This window comes from Staphylococcus sp. 510 (assembly GCF_057219715.1).
Map to the genome: position 1 here is coordinate 245,445 of NZ_JBXVVK010000001.1, position 24,074 is coordinate 269,518.

Here is a 24,074-nt window from a genome sequence, read left to right on the forward strand (position 1 = left end):
GTAATTAATATATACTAGTGTTCTCTACTGTGTATTGTTCTACGCGTTGTTTTATATGATTCATGAATTGGCCAGTTTGTAACCCATCTAAGATACGGTGGTCGATGGATATACAGAGATTAACCATACTTCGTATCGCTATCATATCATCGATAACTACAGGTTTTTTAACAACTGATTCAACTTGTAAAATAGCTGCTTGTGGATGGTTAATGATACCCATTGAAGATACAGAACCAAATGAACCTGTATTATTTACAGTAAATGTGCCACCTTGCATATCCTCTTGAGTTAATTGATTGTTTCTTGCTTTTTGAGCAAGTTCATTAATCTCACGAGCGATACCTTTAATTGATTTTTCATCAGCATGCTTAATGACTGGCACATACAATTTATTTTCATGTGCAACTGCAATGGAAATATTGATATCTTTATGAATGATAATTTCACTGCCATTCCAACTACTATTTAACATTGGGTAAGCTTTTAAAGCTTTTGCGACTGCTTTAACAAAGAAAGCAAAGAATGTAAGGTTATAGCCTTCATTATTTTTAAAGCTATTTTTATGATAGTTTCTAGTTTTAACTAAATTAGTAGCGTCAGCTTCAATCATCATCCAACCGTGTGGTATTTCAGTAGCGCTTGTTACCATGTTATTGGCAATCGCTTTTCGCACACCATTAACAGGTATCGTACTTTGGTCACCGGTCCATTGATGTTGTGCATCGTTTGACTCAGTTGTTACTTGTGGTTGAGCATTAGCAGATGATTGTGAAGTGTTAGTCTGTGTTGGATGTGAATCTGCTGCATTGATAAATGCTAAGATATCTTTTTTAGTTACCCTGCCTTCGAATCCAGTTCCGGGAACTTGTGATAAATCAATTTGATTTTCAGAAGCTAATTTAAATACTACAGGTGAAAAACGACCATTATTTTTAGGCTGAGTCTCATTTTGAAGTTGAGTAGTATGTTGATCTTTTTTGGATGTCTCTTCTTTTACATTCTGCTTTTGAGCGTTTGACGCATTTTGTTTATCGTCATTTGAATTTATTTCTGAAGAGTTTTCTTCAGGTGAATCAATTTTACAAATAACTGTATCGATTTCTACAGTTTCGCCTTCACTTACAGTTAATTCTGTAATCGTACCTGAAACGGTAGATGGTACTTCAGCCGTTACTTTATCTGTAATTACTTCACATAGTGGATCATATTCATCGACATGGTCACCTACAGATACTAGCCATTGCTCAATTGTACCTTCATGAACACTCTCGCCTAATTTTGGCATTTTAATATCCAATGTAAAGCCTCCTTAAAATTCTGCGAGTTCACGCATTTTTGCCTGTATTTTCTCAGGGTTCATCATTAATTCATTTTCTAAAACTGGTGAGAATGGCATTGAAGGAACATCAGCACCAGCTAAGCGCATAATCGGTGCATCTAATTCGAATAAGCAGTTTTCAGCGATAATAGCGGATACTTCTGACATAATGCTACCTTCTAAATTATCTTCAGTAACTAATAATACTTTTCCTGTCTTTTTAGCACGTTCGATAATAGTATCTTTATCTAACGGATAAACAGTTCTTAAGTCAACTACTTCAACGTTGATACCATCTTCTGCAAGAATATCAGCAACTTGTAGACAATAATTAACCATCAATCCATAACAAAATACTGTTATGTCATCGCCTTGACGTTTCACATCAGCTTTACCTAATGGAACTGTGTAGTAATCTTCTGGTACTTCTTCTTTTAAGAAGCGATATGCTTTTTTATGTTCAAAGTAAAGCACTGGATCGTTAGATTCTATTGAAGATAAAAGTAATCCTTTAGCGTCATATGGTGATGATGGAATAACAATCGTTAATCCCGGTGTTGAAGCAAAGATACTTTCAATACTTTGTGAATGATATAAGCCACCATGCACGCCACCACCAAATGGTGCTCTAATTGTAATTGGACATTGCCAATCGTTATTAGAACGATAACGCATTTTGGCTGCTTCACTAATAATCTGATTTGTCGCTGGTAAAATAAAATCTGCGAATTGTATTTCGGCAATAGGACGTTTGCCTAACATAGCTGCACCTATTGCAGTACCGACTATATTTGATTCAGCTAATGGTGTATCAATGACGCGTTCTTTACCATATTTACTTTGTAAACCTAAAGTAGCACCAAATACGCCACCTTTTTTACCAACGTCTTCACCAAGAATAAAAGTATTTTGGTCTTTTTCCATTGCTAAGTCTTGTGCTTGGCGAATGGCATCTAAGTAAGATAGCTTAGTCATGATTGATACTCCCTTCTTCTTCATAAACATAGGCATAAGCTTCTTCGACTGAAGGATATGGTGCTTCTTCTGCAGCTTTTGTAGCATGATTAATGATATCTTTATGTTCTTGTTCTATTTCAGTTAACCAAGCATCGTCAATGATACCTAAATCCAACAAATGATTTTTAAAGCGGATATTACAATCAGCTTCTTTTAAGCCGTCACGTTCTTCTTGCGTTCTATATTTATCATCATCGTCTGATGAATGTGCTGTCATACGAGTTGTGATTGCTTCAATTAACGTAGCACCTTCTCCATTAAGTGCTCTCTTTCTTGATTCTTTCATAGCTTTATACATTGCGATTGGATCATTACCATCAACTTGTACACCTTCCATGCCATAACCAATGGCACGATCTGATAAATTTTTAGCTGCATATTGTAATGAATCTGGTACTGAAATCGCATATTTATTATTAATAATGACACACACAAAAGGTAATTGATGTACGCCAGCAAAGTTCAAACCTTCATGAAAGTCTCCTTGGTTAGAACTACCTTCACCAACTGTTGCAGTAGCGATATTGGGCTTTTTATCCATTTTTAATGCTAATGCTGCACCAACTGAATGTGGAATTTGAGTTGCTACTGGAGAACTTTGGGATAAAATACCCTTTTTTCTATGACTATAATGAGATGGCATTTGTTTACCACCTGAGTTAATATCGTCCCTTTTACCAAAAGAAGCTAACATAGTATCGAGAGGCTTCATACCCATGTATGTTACAAAAGCTAAATCTCTATAATATGGAGATGAAATATCACCTTGTTCCATAGCATAGGCCATACCTATTTGAGTTGCTTCTTGACCTTGACCACTGACAACAAAAGGAATTTTACCGGCTCTATTGAGCAACCAAAGTCTTTCGTCTAATTTACGTCCAAGATCCATCCATTTATACATATTTTTTAGGTCTTCTTCTGTAAGGCCTGCTGACTTATAGTCAATCATGTTATTTCCTCCTATTTAAACGTGAATTGCTCGATTTTCAATTTTTAGGCCAAGTTCCATCAATACTTCAGAAAGAGATGGATGAGCATGAGTAGTTAAACCTAATTCTAATGATGAGCCATTCATAAATTGTAATAATGATACTTCATTGATTAATTCAGTTACGTGTGGGCCAATCATATTGATTCCAATGATTTCATCTTGATCTTGATCAACAATCACTTCACAAAAGCCATTTTGAGGGCCAGTAGATTCTATCATTGCTTTACCAATTGCTTTAAATGAAACTTTATAATTTTTAGCATTGATATTGTCCTGCTTAGCTTGTTCTAAGTTTTTACCTATTGAAGCTATTTCTGGATAAGTATAAATACATTTGGGCATTAAATTATAATTGATAGGTATTGGTGATTCGTCAAACATATGTTCAACTGCTGTGATACCTTCTTTTGAACCTACATGTGCTAACTGCAATTTACCAATACAATCACCTGCGGCATATATATGCTTATCTTCTGTTTGTTGGTATTGATTAGTGATAATATGACCTGATTGAGTCGTTTTCACTTTTGTATTTTGTAATCCTATATCAGACGTATTTGGTTTACGGCCGACTGATAACAAAATTTTATCTACAACGATTTGTTGATCATTGATATGAAGCGTTGCACCATTATTATCTTTGTTAACCTTTACACTTTGATCATCTAAGACAACATTTTCGAAGAATTTTGTTCCGCGATTTTCTAATTCTCGTTTAATTGTTTTGGCAATTTGAGTACTTTCATTTGGTAGAATGCGTTCATTAGCTTCAATAACAGTCACAGCAACACCTAAATCCGTTAAATATGAAGCGAATTCTAAACCAATGACACCACCGCCAATAATTGCGATACTATCTGGCAATATATCCATATTTAAAATATCATCACTAGATAAAATGACGTTATGATCAAATTTTAAGAATGGTAAAGATTGTGGCACAGAACCAGTAGCAATAAGTACGAATTGATTTGGAATCATTTCGTTTTCTCCATCTTCAAATTCTACCGATATCGTACCACTTTGTGGAGAAAATATAGATTCTCCTAGTATGCGCCCAGTACCGTTAAATACATCAATGTGATTCTGTTTCATTAAATGCTGAACACCTTGATACATTTGATTAACGATTTCATCTTTTCTTTCTAAAATGCGCTCATAATTCAAATTATACTCTGGAACATCAATACCAAATTGTTTCGCATTCTTTATAGTATGGACTACTTTTGCAGATTTTAATAATGATTTGGTAGGAATACATCCTTTATGTAAACACGTACCTCCTAATAGCGATCTTTCGACAATAGCAACTGTTTTGCCTAATTGTGAAGCACGTATTGCCGCTACATATCCTGCAGTACCTCCACCTAATACAACTAAATCATATTGCTTTTCAGACATATGCTTACTCCTAACTATATGTATAGAGAACATTAATAAAACTATGTTTATTAAAAATTCTCTGATAATTAAAGGTTATCTTTCTTTTCATCTTCAAAATTAATCAATACTATAATATTTTACATCAGTTAAAACATTTTCGAAATTCTAAATACTTCATTTTTTTGTATAAAAAGTGACTATTCAATACAACTGGAAAATTTACAGACTAACGAAACATCATTACTTAACTTAAGATTAATTATTAATGATGTTTTACTTAATTTAAATTAATACATTATTTCCTTTGATTCTGAGCTATCATTTCTTTTGCATTCTCTCTCGTTAAATCTGTAACACTAGCGCCAGAAATCATACGAGCTACTTCATCAATTCGATCATCATTTTCAAGTTCTTTAACTTGTGTTGTTGTTCGGTCTTCTGTTGTATGTTTAGAAATAAGTAAATGATGATCACTCATTGTTGCAACTTGAGGTAAATGTGAGATACATATTACTTGAATATATTCAGCGATATCACGCATTTTCTCAGCCATTTTTTGAGCTGCTTGACCTGAAACGCCTGAATCAACTTCATCGAATAATATAGCTGTTTGTCCTCTAGATTGAACAAATATACTTTTTAATGCGAGCATGATTCTAGATAGTTCCCCGCCTGAAGCTATTTTATTTAAGCTTTTTAGAGGTTCACCTTTATTTGGGCTGATTAAAAATTCTACAAATTCAATACCTTCAATATTCGGTTCATCAAGTGGTTTAAATGAAATTTCTAAATTGGCATCTTTCATTTGTAAATTTTGTATTTCTGATACAATATGGTCTCTTAATTCTCTAGCAACTTTCCGTCTTTTTTCTGATAATGATTTACCTACTTTAATTACTTGTTGGTATAAATCGTTAATCTCTTCACGTAGTTGTGATGTACTTTGTTCATAGTTTTCAATTTTATTGATTTCATTTTCAAGTTTGCCTTGATATGCAATCAACTCGGAAACATCCTTACCATATTTACGTTTTAAGTTATTAAGCAAGTTCATACGTGATTCAAGTTCATTAAGGACTTGTTCATCAAATTCAGTATTAGTCATTTCATCATAAAGTTCGTGTTTGGCATCTTCTAACGTATAGTAAAACTGATCTACTTCTTCTTTTAACGTTACATATTTATCAGGAACAATATCATTAATTTCATTTAAGAAATTGCTTAGTTCATAGAGTCGATCAGTAATTGCATTTTCATCTGTTAAAGTCAAATGTGCATTATTTAAAGCTAAACTTAGTTTTTCTGAGTTTTGAATTCTTTTAATATCTGATTCTAGTTGGTCGACTTCTCCCTCTTTTAAAGATGCTTCTGTCAATTCTTCTAATTGAAACTTCATTAAATCTAGTCTTTGTAGCAATGCTTGGTCAGCAGATTCTAATTCTTCGAGTTCTTTGCGTTTAGATTTATATTGATTAAAGACCTCGTGATATTGTGATAAAAGATCACTATATTGCTCACCAGCGTAATCATCGAGTAATTGTAAATGATATTTTTGTTTAAGTAATGATTGTGTTTCATGTTGCCCGTGGATATCTAAAAGTTCCTGCATTACTTTTCTTAAATCTTGTAATGTAATAGTTTGATTATTAATTCGACAGATACTTTTGCCAGAACTAAAAATTTCTCTTTTAACTAATAAAAAGTCTTCATCGATATCAATATTTAAATCTTGCAACACATGTATTGCATCTTTGCTATTATCAATATCGAATATACCTTCAATAATTGCTTTTTTCTCACCATGTCTAACATAATCTGATGACGCTCGCATACCGATAAGTTGTCCAATAGCATCGATAATGATTGATTTACCTGAACCTGTTTCACCACTTAAAACAGTTAAACCATCTGAAAATTGAATTTCTAATTCATCGATGATTGCAAATTGTTTTATTGATAAGGTTTGTAACATAAATTCATCGCATCCTTATAATAAATTGAAAATTCTTGTTTTGATTTCTTCACTCGCTTCATCATTTCGACAAATAATAAGGCAAGTATCATCACCACAAATTGTTCCTAACACTTCTTCCCAATCAATTTGGTCTAATATTGCACCTATGGATTGTGCATTACCTGGTAATGTTTTTAATACTAGTAGATTACCTGTACCTTCAATATTTACAAATGAATCCATCAAATATCTACCGAGTTTTTCAAGAGGATGATATTTACGATCATTAGGTAAACTATAAACATATTGGCCTGATGCGGCTGGTACTTTTATTAGTTGTAATTCTTTAATATCACGAGAGACAGTCGCCTGTGTCACATTTAATTCATATTCATTCAAACGTTTAACTAATTCATCTTGAGTTTCAATTTGTTCATTCGATATAATTTCTCTAATTTTTATATGTCTTACCGATTTTTTTGGCAAAATTAACACCTCTAGTTACGAATATTTATACAGTTATTTTAACATATGCATTTAGTTACTACTACTCATCACCCTTTTGAATAAGGATATAAAGTACGTTGAATAACTGCTAATATAGTTTTCTATGAATAATATATTACAAATAAATTAATCGTACTTTATATGCATTTTAATGATATTGATGAATATTTATTGTATAACAGCTTAGAATTTAATTTGAACATAAAACGAGGTTAACAAAAATTGAATGTAATTTCTGTTAACCTCTATCATATGAGTAATATTGTAAAATAAATAAAAATTAATGATCACGATGATAGAATAAATCTACAATGTCTCTTAAATTTGTAGTTTCATATTGATCACTTATGTTATCTAAACATTTGAGTGCTTCATTACGATGATAATTTAATTTATTCTCCGCACCGTCTTTATTCAATATAGAGACATAAGTACTTTTATCATTCTCTAAATCACTACCCACTTTTTTACCAAGCTTTTGTTCGTCACCATATATATCTAATAAATCGTCTTTGATTTGGAACATTAATCCAAGATGGTCACTAAATTCATTTAACATTGCAGATGTATGTTCATCAGTGTCGGCAATGTCAACTGCACTCATAATTGCAAAAGTAAGTAATGCACCTGTTTTTGTTCTATGAATAGATTCTAACGTTGAAATATCTATCTTTTTATCTTCACTCTGCATATCTAGTGTTTGTCCACCAACCATACCCAGATGTCCGCTAGCATATGCTAATCTTTGTAAGACTTTAACCTTTTTAGCATCACATAAAGCTGAATCGTAAGACACGAGTTCAAAGGCTTTAGTTAAAAGCGCATCACCAGCTAAAATGGCTTTCCATTCACCATATACTTTGTGGTTAGTTAGCTTGCCTCTGCGATAATCATCGTTATCCATGGCTGGAAGATCATCATGTATAAGTGAATATGTATGAATCATTTCTAAGGCCAAGGCGCTTTGCATGCCTTGACGATAATCTTCATTTAACATATCTAAAGTAAGTAGCAATAATACAGGTCTAATTCTTTTTCCACCTGCATTAAGAGAATAAAGCATACTTTCTTCTAAATTTGTATTTAGCGTAGACTCTGGTATTGATTTCTTAAGAGCATCATTAATTTCATTAATTAAATCATTCATTTGTAGTTTCATCATTATCCTGTTCCTCAGCTTCTTCTTGCATTAATTTATTTACCTTTTTCTCGGCATCTTTTAATGTTGAATCGCATGCTGTAGATAATTTCATTCCTCGTTGATATAAATCTAGAGATTCTTCTAATGATACGGTTTCATTATCTAATTTTTGTACAATGCTCTCAAGCTCTTGCATCATTTCTTCAAAGCTTTGTTTTTCTTTACTCATCATTACACCTTACTTTCTTAACAATGGCATCGATTTGACCATCTTTCATAGTTAAAACAATTTCATCATTTTCCGACATGTCTTTTGTACTTGTGACAACGTTATCTTCTTTGTTTACAATTGCGTATCCACGTAACATTGTATTGGTTGGGCTTAATTGATTCAGTTGTTCAATTTTTGATTTTAGTGCATTTTTGTATTGTGATAAATCGTTATTTATCTTTTGAGTTAGGCGTGATTTAAGTTGGCCATTCTGTTGTTGATTTCTAATAATAGAAGATTCGAGATGCTTAGGATTAAATCTTTGTTTCAAAATACTTAATTGATGTTGTTGCTGTTCTAACTTACTAGTCAACTTTTGGTTTAATTGCTTTTCAAGATCATCTCTTTTTTGAATTTGCTGATCATATAATAGAGATGGTTGCTTAAATTTGTAATACGAAGATAGATGTTCAAGATGCTTTTTATGTTGTTCCACATATTGCTTGATATGTCTAGTTAATGTGAATTGATATTGCTTAATTTGCTGTAATAATTCATACTGATCTGGCGTTGCCATCACTGCTGCTTGCGTTGGTGTAGCTGCTCTTACGTCAGCCACAAAATCACTTAATGTAAAATCGGTTTCGTGACCAACTGCTGATATAATTGGCGTTTGACATTCGAAAATGGCTTTAACAACTTCTTCTTCATTAAAGTTCCATAAATCTTCAATTGAGCCTCCACCGCGTCCAACAATAATGGTATCTACATCTAATTGATCTGCATATTTAATCTTTTCTATAATGTCAGCTTTGGCTTGTTGTCCTTGCACCAATGTACTAATTTGTATTTGTTCAACAAGGGGATAGCGACTATTAATTGTTGAATGTATATCTCTGATTGCTGCACCTGTACTAGCAGTAAGGACAGCAATTTTTTTTGGAAAACGAGGTATAGTTTTTTTATTACTATTATCAAAATAACCTTCTTTTGAAAGCTTTTTCTTTAATTCTTCCAATTTTTGATAGAGATTACCTATACCATCGAGTTGCATCTTATTTACATATATTTGATAGTTTCCTCTGCGCTCATATACAGATACACGTGCCTCTAATAGTACTTCATCACCCTCTTTAGGTTCGAAGTTGAGTTTAGAAGCACTACCTTTAAACATCATTGCACTAATTACACTTTCTTTATCTTTTACATTAAAGTATAAATGACCACTTGAATGTTTTTTAAAGTTAGATAATTCTCCTTTTATAAGAACGGACTGTAAATGTGGATCTTGATCAAATTTATATTTAATATATTTAGTTAATGTGGAAACTGTTAAGTAATCAGTCATATATATCACTCAATTTTATTAGTTTATGTTACTCAGTACGCCATTGATGAATTTATAATGATCATCATCGCTAAATTGTTTAGCTAACTCAACGGCTTCGTTTATGACTACTTTAGATGGTGTATCACTGTGCAATATTTCAAAAGTTGCCATGCGTAAGATGATACGGTCTGTTTTTAATAATCTTTCGAGTGACCAATCTTTGAGATATGGTTTGATTTTTTCATCTAATACAGGTTCGTGATCTTTAACACCAGTCACTAACCAATTAATGAAATCAAAGTCTAAATCTGGATAGTCATCTTTAATAAAGTTAATTGCTTCTTTGATAGTTAAATCAGTGTCTTTAATTTCTAATTGAAATAAAGTTTGAAAAGCTTGGACTCTTGATTCTTTACGACTCATAAATAACTCCTTCAAACGTTTTTATATAAGATTAGGTACTATTGAGATGTGTTTTTAATGATGATATCTCTAAACTAGTACCTAACTTAATTTATTATTTATTTTTCTACTACAATTTGGGTAATGTGAACATTAATTTGCTTTGGTTCAATTGCTGCCATTGTAGAAATTTGATTGAAAATAGCAGATTGAATTTGATTCGCTGTTTTAGAAATATTAATGCCGTGTTTTAAAGCACAATAAACATCGATATAAATACCATCTTCTCGAGCTTCAATTTTTAAATCTCTATTTAAATTTTTACGACTAATTTTTTCTAAGTTAGTATTTTTTAATTCTGCAAAATGTCCTGTAATGCCATCTACTTCTGAGGTAGCAATACTAGCAATAACAGATAAAACTTCTGGAGCAATTTCGATTTTGCCTAAATTTGTGTGAGAATAATCCGCAACATTGACCATTGTTTTAACCTCCTATTGGTTGTCATCAGCCATAATATTATATTTTTCTAAGAATTTAGTATTAAATTCACCACTTCTGAAGATATCATTTGTTAATAATTTTAAATGGAATGGAATCGTAGTATCTATTCCTAAAACCAAATATTCACTTAACGCTCTGATACCTGTCATGATTGCTTCATCTCTTGTCGACTCATGCACGATAAGTTTAGCAACCATCGAATCATAATATGGCGGAATTGTATAATTAGTATAACATGCAGATTCAATTCTGACTCCGAATCCACCTGGTGCTAAATATTGAGTGATTTTACCAGGAGATGGCATGAAATCTTTGTATGGATTCTCGGCGTTAATTCTAAATTCAATCGCATGTCCGTTAATTTTGATATCTTTTTGTTTAAATGGTAATGCCTCACCCATTGCGACTTTTAATTGTAATTTGACTAAGTCTACACCTGTAACCATTTCAGTAACAGGATGCTCAACTTGAATGCGGGTATTCATTTCCATGAAGTAGAATTGATCATCATTTAAATCATAAATAAATTCTATTGTTCCAGCATTTTCATAGTTTACAGCTTTAGCAGCTCTAATTGCTGCATTACCCATCTCTTGACGTGTTTCTTCAGATAAAATTGGTGAAGGTGCTTCTTCTACTAATTTTTGCATACGTCTTTGAATTGTACAGTCACGTTCATCTAAATGAATCACATTGCCATAACTGTCACCGATGATTTGAATTTCGATATGACGGAAATTTTCAATGAATTTTTCTAAATATAATCCACCATTACCAAATGCAGTTTCCGCTTCTTGTTGTGTCATTCGGTACCCTGTTTCAAGTTCTTTCTCATCTCGAGCTACACGTATACCTTTACCCCCACCACCAGCAGTGGCTTTAATAATGACAGGGTAACCAATTTTTTTAGCGACCTTTTTCGCATCGTCAATATTATGAACTAAACCTTCACTACCTGGAACAACAGGAACATTGGCTTTGATCATTTCCGCTTTAGCGACATCTTTAATACCCATTTTTTGAATAGATTCATGGCTAGGTCCGATAAATTTTAATTGGCATGCTTCACATAATTCAGCAAAGTCACCATTTTCAGCTAAGAAACCGTAACCTGGGTGGACACCATCGCATCCTGTTGATGTAGCAATTGATAAGATATTAGGGATATTTAAATATGAATCTTTAGACAGAGTTGGACCAACGCAATATGCTTCATCAGCAATTTGAGTATGTAAGGCGTCTTTGTCTCCTTCTGAATAAATAGCAACTGTTTGAATACCTAGCTCGTGGCAAGCTCTTATGATTCTAACTGCGATTTCACCACGATTTGCGATAAGTACTTTTTTCATTATTTCACCTTAAATAACGGTTGGCCATACTCTACCATTTGTCCGTCTTCTACTAATATTTCAACAATTTCACCTGAGATTTCTGCTTGGATTTCATTAAATAGTTTCATTGCTTCTAAAATACAAACAGTTGTGTCATTTGAGACTTTATCTCCAACTTGTACGTAAGCACCTTCTTCTGGTGATGGTGATTTGTAAAATGTACCAACCATTGGTGCATTAATTGTTTCATAATTGTCTGCCACTTCTTCTTGTGCTTGCGCATTATCACTGACTTGTGGTGCAGATTGAGCAACTTGAGGTTGAGCAATAGATGGTGCCGGTTGTTGTGCCACTTGTGGTGTAATAATTTCAGTTTCTTTTTCTTTTTTTAAGTTAACAACGCTACCTTTATTATCTTCAATGTTAATTTCTGTTAAGTTTGATTGATCAAGAATCTCTATTAATTCTTTTATTTCTTTAAAGTTCATAATTATTACTGACTCCTTCAGTTTGTTTTCATCTACCCGTCTATTTTACTTGAGACAACCTTTCAATTCAAGCATGATAAGATATCCTATATTTTGAAATGGACTTGTTGGCTTAAAATCATAGTATCAGGAGATAAACTAAGTCATGGCGTAATAGTCTAAATAACTAATTTAAAATAATAAACGTGATGACATGATAGTACATCATATCATCACGTTAGAGTTAAATTATGATTCGTTAAATATGTCTCTCAATACCCTTACAGCACGATTAATTTCTTGTGAACTAATGGTTAGTGGTGGCAATAATCGGATGACATTTTGACCGGCAGTTAAAATAATTAAACCACGTTCACGTGCTTTGACTACAAGTTGCGATAAGTCTAAATCAGTTTCAATACCGATCATTAATCCTTTACCACGTATGTCAATGATATGAGGATTGTCTACTAATGCATTATTTAATTTGAAGAATAATTCTTCTGATTTTTTTGAAACATGATTTAAAAAATGAGCTTTATTGATAATTTCTAATGTGACTTTTGCAGCTGTCATTGCAAGTTTGTTTCCGCCAAATGTAGACCCATGACTACCATAATCAAAGACATGCGATAGACGTCTCTTACCTAACATAGCGCCTACAGGAACGCCATTAGCAAGACCTTTTGCAGAAGTGACAATATCCGGCTCAATATCATAATGTTCGAAAGCGAAACATTTACCTGTTCGTCCAATGCCAGTTTGAACTTCATCAACGATTAATAAAATGTCATGTGCATGACACAGTTGACTTAATTGTTTGATAAAGGATGATTTAGCGACGTGAATGCCAGATTCTCCTTGAATAAGTTCAAGCATGATAGCTGCTGTATCTTTAGTAATTAGTGATTTCACACTATTGATGTCATTAAATTTTGCATAACTAAAGTGAGGAACTACATCTCCAAAGCCTGCTTTTATTTTTCCTTGACCTGTAGCAGACATTGCACCATATGTTCTGCCATGAAATGATTGATCAAAACATATAATTGATTGTTTGCCTGTATATTTACGTGCTAATTTAATAGCCGCCTCATTTGCTTCAGCACCGCTATTACAGAAATATACACAATAGTCATATTGACGTACTAATAATTGGGCCACATCTTCTTGTAGCGTATTTAAATATAAATTGGGAGTATGCCAAATTTGAGCAACCTGTTTCTCTAATTGTTCTTTAACGTATGGATGAAAACCTAAATTTGTTACACCGATGCCCGAAGAAAAATCGAGATATTTATTACCGTTTGTATCCAATAACTCATTTAATTCTGCTTTAACGAATTCGACATTTGCTCTTTTGTAATTTTGAAATAAGTAACTCATTTGATGTTCCCTTCTATGATTGTTCCTGTTAATAAATTATCTCCAATAATAACTTCTTGAACGCCGGACTTAACTGTTGATACGGCACTATTAATTTTAGGTATCATACCACCAGTAATAATATGGTTGTCGATTTTAGATTGCACGTGGTTAATATTTAATCTTTTTATCAAAGTTCCATGTTCTATCACACCTTTAACATCAGTCATTAATATTAATTTACGTGCTTTCATTGCGATAGCAATTGCTGTTGCTAAATGGTCGGCATTGATATTAATTAATTCACCATCTTGATGTGTACCGATAGAACTTATAACAGGAATCATATTTTGAATTAAATAATTTTGAATTGCATTTACGTTTACTTGTATATTTTTACCTACAGAGCCATAGTGTTGATAGTTCAAATAATCCGCTTGAATGATTGATAATTGATCTTCTCTTAATTGCTTCACATTTAAATTCGCTGCTTTTAAATCACTTGTTAATTTTTGACCGACATGATTAAACAAGGCATCTTTAATAATTGGTAAATCTTCCTTAGCAGTTACTCTCAATCCATCTTTTTTAACTGTAGGGTGATTTGCTTTCATCAATAGTGATTCAATAACATTACCGCCACCATGAACGATAATAATTTGATCATTTTGTTTAATCCAATTCTTTATCTGCATTATAGTGTTTTTACTTAAATGCTTTATGGCTATACCGCCCATTTTAATTACAATAATTTGATTCATTTTGTTACCTCTATGTTGTATATAATGCATTAATTTTTACGTAATCATAAGTTAAATCACAACCCCATGCAGTACCTGATTTATTACCTTGATGCATATTAATGTTGATATGAATGTCTTTATTTTTTAATTTATTGCGCATAGTTTCAGCATCAAAAGTGATTGGTGTTGAGCCAATCATGACGGGGATGTCTTCTATTAAGATATCAACGTTATTAATATCAAAGTTAGATTGGGTATAACCAATAGCTGCGAATATACGTCCCCAATTAGGATCTTCTCCATATATGGCTGATTTTACTAAATTTGAACCAACAACTGTCTTGGCTATCATTCTTGCAGATTTTTCATTTGTCATTTTATCTACTGTCACTTCAATTAATTTTGTAGCGCCTTCTCCATCTTTGGCAATTTGTATCGCTAGTGAACGCATAACATGTTCTAACATATTGCAAAATGTTTTGAATTCTTTAGTGTTTGGTAAAATTTCTTTATTATTAGCTACACCATTTGATAAAACTAGTACTAAATCATTAGTAGATGTATCCCCATCGATAGTAATTTGATTAAATGTTTTATCAATGTTAGTTTTTAGTGCTTCTTGTAAAGTTTCCGTAGAAATATTAGCATCACATGTAATAAAAGCTAGCATTGTAGCCATATTAGGATGTATCATACCTGAACCTTTGGCAACACCTGCCATGGTTACAGTTGTCTGGTCAAATTTTTCAGTTACGACACATGTTTTTGTATTTAAATCAGTAGTTAAGATTGCTTTTGCAAAATAATTCGCATTACCATCTTTGTTTAACTGTTGAATACCTTTTTTAATTTTAGACATTGGTAAACGTTGACCAATAATTCCTGTAGAAGCAACACAAATGAAATCTTGATTGATACCTAGCGTTTCTGATACTTGCTGTTGCATTGAAATGGCATCTTCCATACCCTTCTGTCCTGTACAAGCATTGGCTATGCCTGAGTTGGCAATCACGGCTTGAATTTTTCCAGTAGTTTGTATTGTTCTTTTATTTAAAATTAAAGGTGCTGCTTTGACTTTATTAGTAGTTTGAACATAAGCAACGCTTGATGGGCATTCTGACACAATCCATCCTAAATCTAATTTTCTTTTTTTAATTCCTACATGTATTCCATCTGCAGTGAAACCTTTTGGGCTTGCAATATTTCCTGTAATTTCTTTCATTTTATACTCCTCACTACACTAATGGAGGTACACTGCAAAGTCCTTCGGTTTCATCAAAACCAAACATAAGATTGATATTTTGTAGTGCTTGTCCAGAAGCGCCCTTGATTAAATTATCTAGTACTACCATAACCGTTAAAATATTTGTTTTATCATTATATTTAAATCCAATATTCACATAATTTGTTCCAACAACTTCATTTAATTGTGGCATGGTTCTTAGTATACGTATAAAAGGTTTATTCTTATAAATTAACTCATATGTTTCGGTAATCTGTTGAGCAAAAGTTGAACTTTTCAGTTTACAGTAAATTGTTGCTACAATGCCTCTATTTACAGGTATTAAAGAAGTAGAAAATTGAATATTCTGTAAATTGTGATCGTAGTGTTTTAACATTTGTATAATTTCAGGAATATGTTGATGTTCGTTTAATTTATAAGTTAAATAATTGTTATTTATATTTACAAAGTGACTAGCTGTTGTAGGATTTTTTCCTGCACCTGACAAGCCACTTTTAGCATCAATGATAATTGAGTCTAGTTGGATTAATTTGTTTTGTAACAAAGGAATAAGTGCCAGTTCAACTGCAGTTGCATAACATCCTGGGTTTGAAATAAATCGATGGTTCGAAGATGTATTAAATTCTGGCAAACAATAGGTGAACTGTTTTTGAATATCATTATTAACAGGTTCTTTTTTGTACCATAATTTATATTCATCTGAAGGTAATCTATGATCACCTGAAATATCGACAACTGGAAAATTTGAATTAACAAATTTTGAGGATAATTGACTAGCAATGCCGCTTGGCGTTGCGAATACAACTAGGTCGCTATGTTTCATAATTTCATCTGCATCAAATGGTTGTACAATCAAATCGCATATACCTTTTAAATGTGGATATAATTCTGAAATTGATTTACCAATTGATTGAGTGGCATGTATAGATGATACCTCAATATGATGATGATGATGTATAAGGCGTAGTAGCTCTAGCCCGGAATATCCAGTGATTCCTACAATACTTATGCGCATACTTAAACATCTTTTCGTATTTTTATACAATTTTATATTATAAAATACGAAAAATCAAGTGCACAATATAATAATTGGCTAGATACTCCTCAAATTCTTTGCATAAAAAAATACATAACTTACGTTGTCGTAAGTTATGTATTTATTGTTAAATTATTTTTTCTAAATTAACCTCTAGAAATGTAACTTCCATCACTAGTGTTGATAACAAGAATGTCACCTTCGTTTACAAATAAAGGTACATTAAGTGTGTAACCTGTTTCAACAGTAGCTGATTTAGTAGCGCCTGTTGCAGTATCACCTTTGATACCTGGCTCAGTTTCAGTTACTTGTAATTCTACTGTTTTTGGTAATTCTAATCCAATTACTTCTCCATCATATGATTGAATTTGTACTTCCATGTTGGCTTTTAAGTAATTTAATTCATCTTTTAAGTAGTCGCCTGGTAATTCTGTTTGGTCAAATGTTTCATTATCCATGAATACATGATTATCACCATCAGCGTATAAGTATTGCATGCGACGATTTTCAATCATTGCTTGTTCTACTTTTTCACCAGCTCTAAATGTTTTTTCTTGGATAGCACCCGTTCTTAAGTTACGTAGTTTTGAACGTACGAAAGCAGATCCTTTACCTGGTTTTACATGTTGGAAATCAATTACTTTCCAAATGCCATTATCTACAGAAATTGTTAAACCTGTTTTAAAATCATTTACTGAAATCATTCAGTTTCCTCCTCAATATACACGCTTATTTTAAAATAATAAGGTCTTTTGTGCATTTAGTAAAGACTTCACAACCATTTTCTGTCATCAAGATATCATCTTCAATTCGAACGCCACCTAAACCATCAACATATATACCTGGTTCAATAGTGACGCAATTATTTACTCGAAGTTGACCAGATGCATTTTTAGATAGTAATGGACCTTCGTGTATGTCTAAACCAATACCATGACCTAATGAATGGCCAAATTCCTCACCATATCCATGTGCTTCAATAAAATCTCGGGAAAGTGCATCAGCTTCTTTTACTGTCATACCCGGTTTGATTTCATTGAGCGCTTTTTGTTGTGCTTTTAATACTATATCATAAATTTCTTTCATTTTAGGATTTGGTTCACCTATTGCAAAAGTTCTTGTGATATCTGAACAATAACCTTTATAGTATGCACCAAAATCTAATGTAACCATATCACCTTGCTCAATAATTTTATCACTTGCAACACCGTGTGGTAAAGCGCCTCGATGACCAGATGCTACTATTGTATCAAAAGATGGTCCATCTGCACCTAAATGTAACATTTTACTTTCTAGTTCGGCTTTTACTTCGCGTTCAGTCATACCTGTTTTCACAATTGATAAAATATAATCATAGGTTTCATCAACAATTTGAGCTGCTTTTTTGATTATTTCAATTTCTGTATTTGATTTTACTTCTCTGATTTTTTCAATAGCATCAGAAATACTGATTAATGTGATCATGCCTTTACTTAATTCTATATAAGTATCATAACTTACTTTATGACCTTCAAATCCTACGTTACTTAAGCCCTCTTCTTTTAATATTGATTTTATTTCAGATATTAAATCAGATTTTCTATTTATAATCTCAAACTCTGAAGCTTGTTCTTTTGCTTGTTCGATGTATCTAAAGTCTGTGATTAAATATTGATGGTTTGGAGTAATAATTAAAGCGCCACTTGTACCTGTGAATTCAGATAAATATCTTCTATTAAAATCTGAAAGAATAACAACTGCGTCTAGTTTTTTTTGTTGTAAAAGTTGGTGTACTTGTTCTAATTTGTTCATAGAATCCCCTCCGAATCTTGTATAACGTTTGTACATTTTATATGAATACATTAAAATGATAGCATAATCAATAAATAATATAATAGTTTTTAGTTTAGGGAGATAATCATGAAGAGATATATAATCGTGATTGGCGCATCTTGTTTATTAGCTGGTTGTGGTAGTCAAAATCTTGCACCACTCGAAGATAAAACTACAAAACTAAGAGATGACAATCATCAATTAAAATTAGACATTCAACAATTAAATCAAGACATTAGTAATCAAAAGTCGACGATTGCAGGATTACAAAAAGATAAAGAGAATGGCAAACAAACAGCAGATAATAAGAAAAAAGAGAAAAATCTAAAGGCGAGTTCTACGTATTATGACAAAGTAGCAAGTGCAGTTGATAAGTATAATGACATTAAACCTGATGTAACTAAAAATAAAGGTAGTCAATCTATCCAAAAGAAATTATCGACGATAACTTCTGATTTAGATGATGCATATAATACGTATAATTCTGATATCGATGAAGATTCGATGACTAGTGAAGATAAACAAACTAAAAAAAATATTAGCAGTTTAAATAAAGATATTACTGCTGCCTTTGATAAGATTGAGACAGGATATCAAGAAAAAGATAAAAAGAAAATTGATAAAGGACAGCAAAAATTATCTACTATACAAACAGATGCAAATTAGAATTAGGTGAATTTCAATGAAAAATATTTGGTTTTATATTGTGTTAGCTATTGCAGCATTTGGTTTAATTATGAATTTAGATGTGTTTCTATTTTCAATCGTTAGAATGTTGATTAGCTTTGCAATTTTAGTATTAATCATATATCTTATATATTATTTCTTCTTCCTAACAGAAGAACAGCGTAAATATAAAAGAGCACAACGTAAGTATCGTAAACGTAAATAATAATCAAATTAAAATAAAGCAGTAGTCATCTTTATCAAATTGATATGAATGACTACTGCTTTATGTTTTAATTAAATATCATTTTCTATAAGTCCAGTCATCTGAACGGAATTTTTCTTCCAATGCTTTGACTTCTTCTAACTGTGCATCAGTTAAAGTTAATGGTTTAAATTCAATCTGTAATCCCTTTTTGAATCCATCTTCGAAAGCTTTTTCCATCTCATTCAAAGTAATATGTTGTTCTGAAATGTCATTGATAGCTACTGCTTTGTCTACAAATGCTTCTTTCATTTTAGCTTTTAAGCGATCATGCTTGAAAATGAACAAATCAAATAGTTCATCGATATCTATATCTTGTAAAATAGAACCATGTTGAAGAATGACCCCTTTTTGACGTGTTTGAGCACTACCTGCTATTTTACGGCCTTCGACAACAAGTTCATACCAACTTGGTGCATCAAAACATACAGAACTACGTGGTTGCTTTAACTTCTCTCTTTCTTCTTTCGAACGAGGAACAGCAAAATAAGTATCGAAACCTAAGTTTTTGAATCCTTCCAATAACCCTTGTGAAATAACTCTATAAGCTTCTGTAATCGTCGATGGCATTTTAGGATGTGATTCAGGTACTATAACACTATAAGTCAACTCTTTATCATGTAACACGCCTCTACCACCAGTTTGACGTCTTACTAGTCCATAGCCCTTTTCCTTCACTTTTTCGATATCAATTTCTTTAGTTAATCGTTGAAAGTAGCCAATTGATAATGTCGCTGGGTCCCAAGTGTAGAAACGAATGACAGGATCAATTTCACCTCTAGATACGAAATTAAGTAATGCTTCATCCATTGCCATATTATAATATGGATCGTGACTACCAGTATTAATAAAGTTCCATGTTTCTGTCATGATTAAAATCCCCCATTAATGTATGCTTAGTAACAAAATTTGCTATTTTGCTTATTAATTTTGAATAAATTATTAAAACATCTGTGATATCATAAAAATATTTTGATAATTTGTTCTAACAGTCTTATAATTATAATATCGGTAAATTAGGGAGGATGCAACATGAGTATCTCTTTGTATATTGCAATTATTATATTAGTTATAATAATTGGTTATATGGTCGTTCAACAAATTCTTAATAAACGAGCTGTCACAGAATTAGACCAAAATGATTTTCACAAAGGCTTACGTAAAGCACAAGTGGTTGATGTTAGAGAAAAAGTTGACTATGATTATGGTCACATCAATGGCGCACGAAATATTCCAATTACTATGTTTAAACAAAGATTCCAAGGTCTAAGAAAAGACCAACCCATTTATCTTTGTGATGCAAATGGTATTGCAAGTTATCGTGCTGCTCGTATGTTAAGAAAAAATGGCTATACAGATCTTTATATGCTTAAAGGCGGCTATAAAAAATGGACTGGTAAAATCAAGTCCAAAAAATAGTTAGGTTAGCCTAGATTAATGTTTATGTATTATGAGTGAAATGTTTAAGACAAATAAATGTCTTATTCTTTTCACTCATTTTTTATGAAAAAACATTCCTCTACAGTTAAATGAGTAGAGGAATGTTTAGATTGTGTATTATTTTTCAGCATGTAAGTTTTCAAATTTAAGAATTGGTTTTCTTGCTGCTGTCGTTTCATCTAATCTGTCGATAATAGTAGTATGAGGTGCTTCGAGTACTTTATCTGGATCATCTTTCGCCTCATTAGCAATTTGAATTAACGTATCAGCAAAATGATCTAAAGTTTCTTTAGATTCTGTTTCAGTAGGTTCAATCATCATACCTTCTTCAACATTTAATGGGAAGTAAATTGTAGGTGGATGTACGCCAAAATCTAATAAACGTTTAGCCATATCTAAAGTTCTTACCCCATATTGCTTTTGTTTAATTCCACTTAAGACAAATTCATGTTTACAGTATTGTTTATATGGAATTTCAAAATGATCTGTTAATCGTGCTTTAAGATAATTAGCATTTAATACTGCCGCTTCAGAAACTTCTTTTAATCCTTGAGCACCCATTGTTCTAATATAAGTATATGCTCTTAAATAGATGCCAAAGTTACCGTAAAATGGTTTTACTCGTCCAATTGAGTTTTTAATATCATTATCATATTTAAAATAATCATTTTCTTTTATAACCATTGGTTTAGGTAAGTAACTAGCTAATTCTTTAACAACACCGACAGGACCTGAACCTGGGCCGCCTCCACCATGTGGGCCAGTAAATGTTTTATGAAGATTTAAATGGACAGCATCGAAGCCCATATCACCAGGACGAACTTTATCCATGATAGCATTTAGGTTTGCACCATCGTAGTATAATAGTCCTCCTGCTTCATGAACAATTTCTCTGATTTCCATAATATTCTTTTCAAAAATACCTAAAGTATTTGGGTTTGTTAACATGATAGCTGCAGTATTTTCATTAACAACACGTTTTAAGTCATCAATATCTACTTCGCCACGTTCATTTGATTTAACGGTTACAGATTTAAAGCCAGCAAATGATGCTGAAGCAGGGTTTGTACCATGTGCTGAGTCAGGAACAATAACTTCATCACGATGTCCCTCTCCATTATTTTGATGATACGCTTTGAAAATCATTAATGCAGTCCATTCACCGTGTGCACCAGCAGCTGGTTGAAGCGTCACTTCATCCATACCTGTAATTTCTTTAAGTTCTTCTTGTAAATTATATATAATTTCAAGAGAACCTTGGATTTGATTTTCATCTTGTAATGGGTGTGCTTCACTAAAGCCAGGAATTCTTGCAACTTTTTCATTAATTTTAGGATTGTATTTCATAGTACATGATCCTAATGGATAGAATCCTGAGTCTACACCAAAGTTTTTATTAGATAATTCTGTATAGTGACGAACTAAATCTAATTCTGCTACTTCAGGAAATTCAGCTTTTTCTTTTCTAATAAATTTATCATCTAAAATTGATTCAAATGATTTATTGTTAATATCGCTTTGCGGTAAAGAATAGGCATATCTTCCTTCTTTAGATCTTTCAAAAATAAGTGGGCTTGATTTACTTACCATTAATTTCACCAGCTTTCTTAACAAATGTATCAATCTCACCTTTTGTTCTTAATTCAGTAACAGCTATTAGCATATGATTTTCAAACTCATTAGAAACAGCACTTAAATCGAAGCCACCAATAATATCTTCTTGAGCTAATGCTTTATTAACTTCACTGATTGATTGATTAAATTCAACAACGAATTCATTAAATGATGTACCTTCTAAGACATTGAATCCAGCTTCTTTAAATGCTTGTTTAGCATAATTTGCATGTTCAAAGTTTTGCACAGCAATATCATAAACACCTTGTTTACCTAAAGCAGACATTGCGATTGATGAAGCTAATGCATTTAGAGCTTGGTTAGAGCAAATATTTGAAGTCGCTTTATCGCGGCGAATATGTTGTTCACGTGCTTGTAACGTGAGAACGAATCCTCTGTTTCCTTCATTATCTTGTGTTTGACCAACTAGTCTGCCTGGTACTTTACGCATTAATTTTTTAGTCGTTGCAAAATAACCGCAGTGCGGTCCACCGAATTGTGCTGGGATACCGAATGGTTGTGTGTCACCTACTACAATATCAGCTCCAAATGAACCAGGAGGTGTTAATAAACCTAATGCTAATGGATTTGCATACACGATAAATAATGCTTTTTTACCTTCAATAAAGCTTTGAATTTTTTCTAGGTCTTCAATTGAACCAAAGAAGTTAGGATATTGCACGGCAACTGCTGCAGTATCATCATCTACAGCTTGTTCTAATTTTTCTAAATCAGTAATCGTACCGTCTAAATCAATTTCTACAACTTCGAATTCTTCACGCGTTTTAGCGTATGTGTTTAATACTTGTAATGCTTGATAATGTAATCCTTTTGATACAACAATTTTATTTTTCTTAGTATGACTGTATGCTAAAATACAAGCTTCTGCAAAACTAGTCATACCATCATACATTGATGAATTTGCTACATCCATATTAGTTAGTTCGCAAATTAATGTTTGGAACTCAAAAATGGCTTGCAATTCCCCTTGAGAAATCTCAGGTTGATATGGTGTATAAGCAGTGTAAAATTCAGATCTAGAGATCATTGCATCTACAACTGATGGTGCATAATGATCATAAACGCCCGCACCTAGGAAAGAAGTATGTGTTTCTTTAGTAATATTTTTACTTGCTACTTTGTTTAGTCGTTTTAGTAAAGTAGTTTCTGCTTCTCCACTAGCTATTCCTAAATCTCTATTTAATAAAATATCAGAAGGTACATCTCCAAATAATTCATTAATGGATTTAGCACCAATAGTGTCTAACATGTCTTGCTTATCTTGATCAGTTAACGGAATATAACGATGACTCAACTTGTCCACCCCT

25 protein-coding genes are annotated in these 24,074 nt (G+C 32.4%); 3 read left to right on the plus strand and 22 right to left on the minus strand.

The window, feature by feature from the left end; all coding sequences use genetic code 11:
• Positions 1–4 precede the first annotated feature (4 nt).
• From AC2D8K_RS01090 to AC2D8K_RS01180, 19 genes are all read right to left on the minus strand, one after another.
• On the minus strand, positions 5–1,300 hold the full coding sequence (locus AC2D8K_RS01090) for a dihydrolipoamide acetyltransferase family protein (RefSeq protein WP_002451920.1): 1,296 nt from the start codon (positions 1,298–1,300) through the stop codon (positions 5–7).
• Positions 1,301–1,312: 12 nt separating this feature from the next.
• A complete protein-coding gene (locus AC2D8K_RS01095; protein WP_002451919.1) occupies positions 1,313–2,296 on the minus strand; it encodes an alpha-ketoacid dehydrogenase subunit beta in 984 nt (327 codons plus the stop codon).
• Complete coding sequence (locus tag AC2D8K_RS01100; protein ID WP_002451918.1) at positions 2,289–3,290, minus strand: thiamine pyrophosphate-dependent dehydrogenase E1 component subunit alpha; 1,002 nt, start codon at positions 3,288–3,290, stop codon at positions 2,289–2,291. The genes AC2D8K_RS01095 and AC2D8K_RS01100 overlap by 8 nt, the downstream gene beginning before the upstream one ends.
• Before the next feature lie 15 nt (positions 3,291–3,305).
• A complete protein-coding gene (gene lpdA, locus AC2D8K_RS01105; protein ID WP_002451917.1) occupies positions 3,306–4,733 on the minus strand; it encodes a dihydrolipoyl dehydrogenase in 1,428 nt (475 codons plus the stop codon).
• A 277-nt stretch (positions 4,734–5,010) separates the two neighbouring features.
• The gene (recN, locus tag AC2D8K_RS01110; protein WP_002451916.1) at positions 5,011–6,687 is read right to left on the minus strand and encodes a DNA repair protein RecN; all 1,677 of its coding nucleotides are present in this window, start codon (positions 6,685–6,687) and stop codon (positions 5,011–5,013) included.
• Between the two features lie 15 nt (positions 6,688–6,702).
• Positions 6,703–7,155 carry a transcriptional regulator AhrC/ArgR gene (gene ahrC, locus AC2D8K_RS01115; RefSeq protein ID WP_002451915.1) on the minus strand — a complete coding sequence of 151 codons (453 nt, stop codon included), beginning with the start codon at positions 7,153–7,155 and terminating at the stop codon, positions 6,703–6,705.
• Between the two features lie 301 nt (positions 7,156–7,456).
• A complete protein-coding gene (locus tag AC2D8K_RS01120) occupies positions 7,457–8,338 on the minus strand; it encodes a polyprenyl synthetase family protein (RefSeq protein ID WP_037552477.1) in 882 nt (293 codons plus the stop codon).
• The gene (locus AC2D8K_RS01125; RefSeq protein WP_002451913.1) at positions 8,316–8,546 is read right to left on the minus strand and encodes an exodeoxyribonuclease VII small subunit; all 231 of its coding nucleotides are present in this window, start codon (positions 8,544–8,546) and stop codon (positions 8,316–8,318) included. The genes AC2D8K_RS01120 and AC2D8K_RS01125 overlap by 23 nt, the downstream gene beginning before the upstream one ends.
• A complete protein-coding gene (gene xseA / locus AC2D8K_RS01130) occupies positions 8,539–9,876 on the minus strand; it encodes an exodeoxyribonuclease VII large subunit (protein WP_002451912.1) in 1,338 nt (445 codons plus the stop codon). Before xseA ends, AC2D8K_RS01125 begins: the two co-directional genes overlap by 8 nt.
• 18 nt (positions 9,877–9,894) lie before the next feature.
• On the minus strand, positions 9,895–10,281 hold the full coding sequence (nusB, locus tag AC2D8K_RS01135) for a transcription antitermination factor NusB (protein ID WP_002451911.1): 387 nt from the start codon (positions 10,279–10,281) through the stop codon (positions 9,895–9,897).
• 98 nt (positions 10,282–10,379) lie between these two features.
• Positions 10,380–10,742: an Asp23/Gls24 family envelope stress response protein gene (locus tag AC2D8K_RS01140; protein ID WP_002451910.1), complete on the minus strand. Its 363-nt coding sequence runs from the start codon at positions 10,740–10,742 to the stop codon at positions 10,380–10,382.
• A 12-nt stretch (positions 10,743–10,754) separates the two neighbouring features.
• The gene (gene accC / locus AC2D8K_RS01145) at positions 10,755–12,113 is read right to left on the minus strand and encodes an acetyl-CoA carboxylase biotin carboxylase subunit (protein ID WP_484697843.1); all 1,359 of its coding nucleotides are present in this window, start codon (positions 12,111–12,113) and stop codon (positions 10,755–10,757) included.
• Positions 12,113–12,583, minus strand: a complete 471-nt coding sequence (gene accB, locus AC2D8K_RS01150) for an acetyl-CoA carboxylase biotin carboxyl carrier protein (RefSeq protein ID WP_002451908.1) — start codon at positions 12,581–12,583, stop codon at positions 12,113–12,115. Before accB ends, accC begins: the two co-directional genes overlap by 1 nt.
• Before the next feature lie 228 nt (positions 12,584–12,811).
• Positions 12,812–13,948, minus strand: a complete 1,137-nt coding sequence (locus AC2D8K_RS01155; RefSeq protein WP_002451907.1) for an acetylornithine transaminase — start codon at positions 13,946–13,948, stop codon at positions 12,812–12,814.
• Positions 13,945–14,688, minus strand: coding sequence for an acetylglutamate kinase (argB, locus tag AC2D8K_RS01160; protein WP_002451906.1), 744 nt, complete (start codon positions 14,686–14,688; stop codon positions 13,945–13,947). Before argB ends, AC2D8K_RS01155 begins: the two co-directional genes overlap by 4 nt.
• Positions 14,689–14,698: 10 nt before the next feature.
• Entirely contained in the window at positions 14,699–15,892 is a 1,194-nt protein-coding gene (argJ, locus tag AC2D8K_RS01165; RefSeq protein ID WP_002451905.1) for a bifunctional glutamate N-acetyltransferase/amino-acid acetyltransferase ArgJ, read from the minus strand.
• A gap of 13 nt (positions 15,893–15,905) precedes the next feature.
• Positions 15,906–16,928, minus strand: coding sequence for an N-acetyl-gamma-glutamyl-phosphate reductase (gene argC / locus AC2D8K_RS01170; RefSeq protein WP_484697845.1), 1,023 nt, complete (start codon positions 16,926–16,928; stop codon positions 15,906–15,908).
• A 167-nt stretch (positions 16,929–17,095) separates the two neighbouring features.
• Positions 17,096–17,653 carry an elongation factor P gene (gene efp / locus AC2D8K_RS01175; RefSeq protein ID WP_002451903.1) on the minus strand — a complete coding sequence of 186 codons (558 nt, stop codon included), beginning with the start codon at positions 17,651–17,653 and terminating at the stop codon, positions 17,096–17,098.
• 25 nt (positions 17,654–17,678) lie between these two features.
• Positions 17,679–18,740 carry a M24 family metallopeptidase gene (locus AC2D8K_RS01180; protein ID WP_002451902.1) on the minus strand — a complete coding sequence of 354 codons (1,062 nt, stop codon included), beginning with the start codon at positions 18,738–18,740 and terminating at the stop codon, positions 17,679–17,681.
• 108 nt (positions 18,741–18,848) lie between these two features.
• Between AC2D8K_RS01180 and AC2D8K_RS01185 the strand changes: the two genes are divergently transcribed.
• Positions 18,849–19,427: a hypothetical protein gene (locus AC2D8K_RS01185; protein WP_002451901.1), complete on the plus strand. Its 579-nt coding sequence runs from the start codon at positions 18,849–18,851 to the stop codon at positions 19,425–19,427.
• Between the two features lie 16 nt (positions 19,428–19,443).
• Complete coding sequence (locus AC2D8K_RS01190; RefSeq protein ID WP_002451900.1) at positions 19,444–19,653, plus strand: SA1362 family protein; 210 nt, start codon at positions 19,444–19,446, stop codon at positions 19,651–19,653.
• Positions 19,654–19,731: 78 nt separating this feature from the next.
• Here the strand turns inward: AC2D8K_RS01190 and AC2D8K_RS01195 are convergent, their stop codons facing one another.
• A complete protein-coding gene (locus AC2D8K_RS01195) occupies positions 19,732–20,562 on the minus strand; it encodes a lipoate--protein ligase family protein (protein WP_002451899.1) in 831 nt (276 codons plus the stop codon).
• A gap of 162 nt (positions 20,563–20,724) precedes the next feature.
• Here AC2D8K_RS01195 and AC2D8K_RS01200 point away from each other — a divergent pair, with 162 nt between their 5' ends.
• On the plus strand, positions 20,725–21,111 hold the full coding sequence (locus AC2D8K_RS01200) for a rhodanese-like domain-containing protein (protein WP_002451898.1): 387 nt from the start codon (positions 20,725–20,727) through the stop codon (positions 21,109–21,111).
• A gap of 138 nt (positions 21,112–21,249) precedes the next feature.
• On the opposite strand, the gene gcvPB is transcribed toward AC2D8K_RS01200, so the two are convergent.
• Both gcvPB and gcvPA read right to left on the minus strand, forming a co-directional pair.
• Complete coding sequence (gcvPB, locus tag AC2D8K_RS01205) at positions 21,250–22,722, minus strand: aminomethyl-transferring glycine dehydrogenase subunit GcvPB (protein WP_002451897.1); 1,473 nt, start codon at positions 22,720–22,722, stop codon at positions 21,250–21,252.
• Positions 22,712–24,061 (minus strand): aminomethyl-transferring glycine dehydrogenase subunit GcvPA, encoded by a 1,350-nt coding sequence (gcvPA, locus tag AC2D8K_RS01210; protein WP_002451896.1) that lies wholly within the window; start codon positions 24,059–24,061, stop codon positions 22,712–22,714. Before gcvPA ends, gcvPB begins: the two co-directional genes overlap by 11 nt.
• Positions 24,062–24,074: the final 13 nt, after the last annotated feature.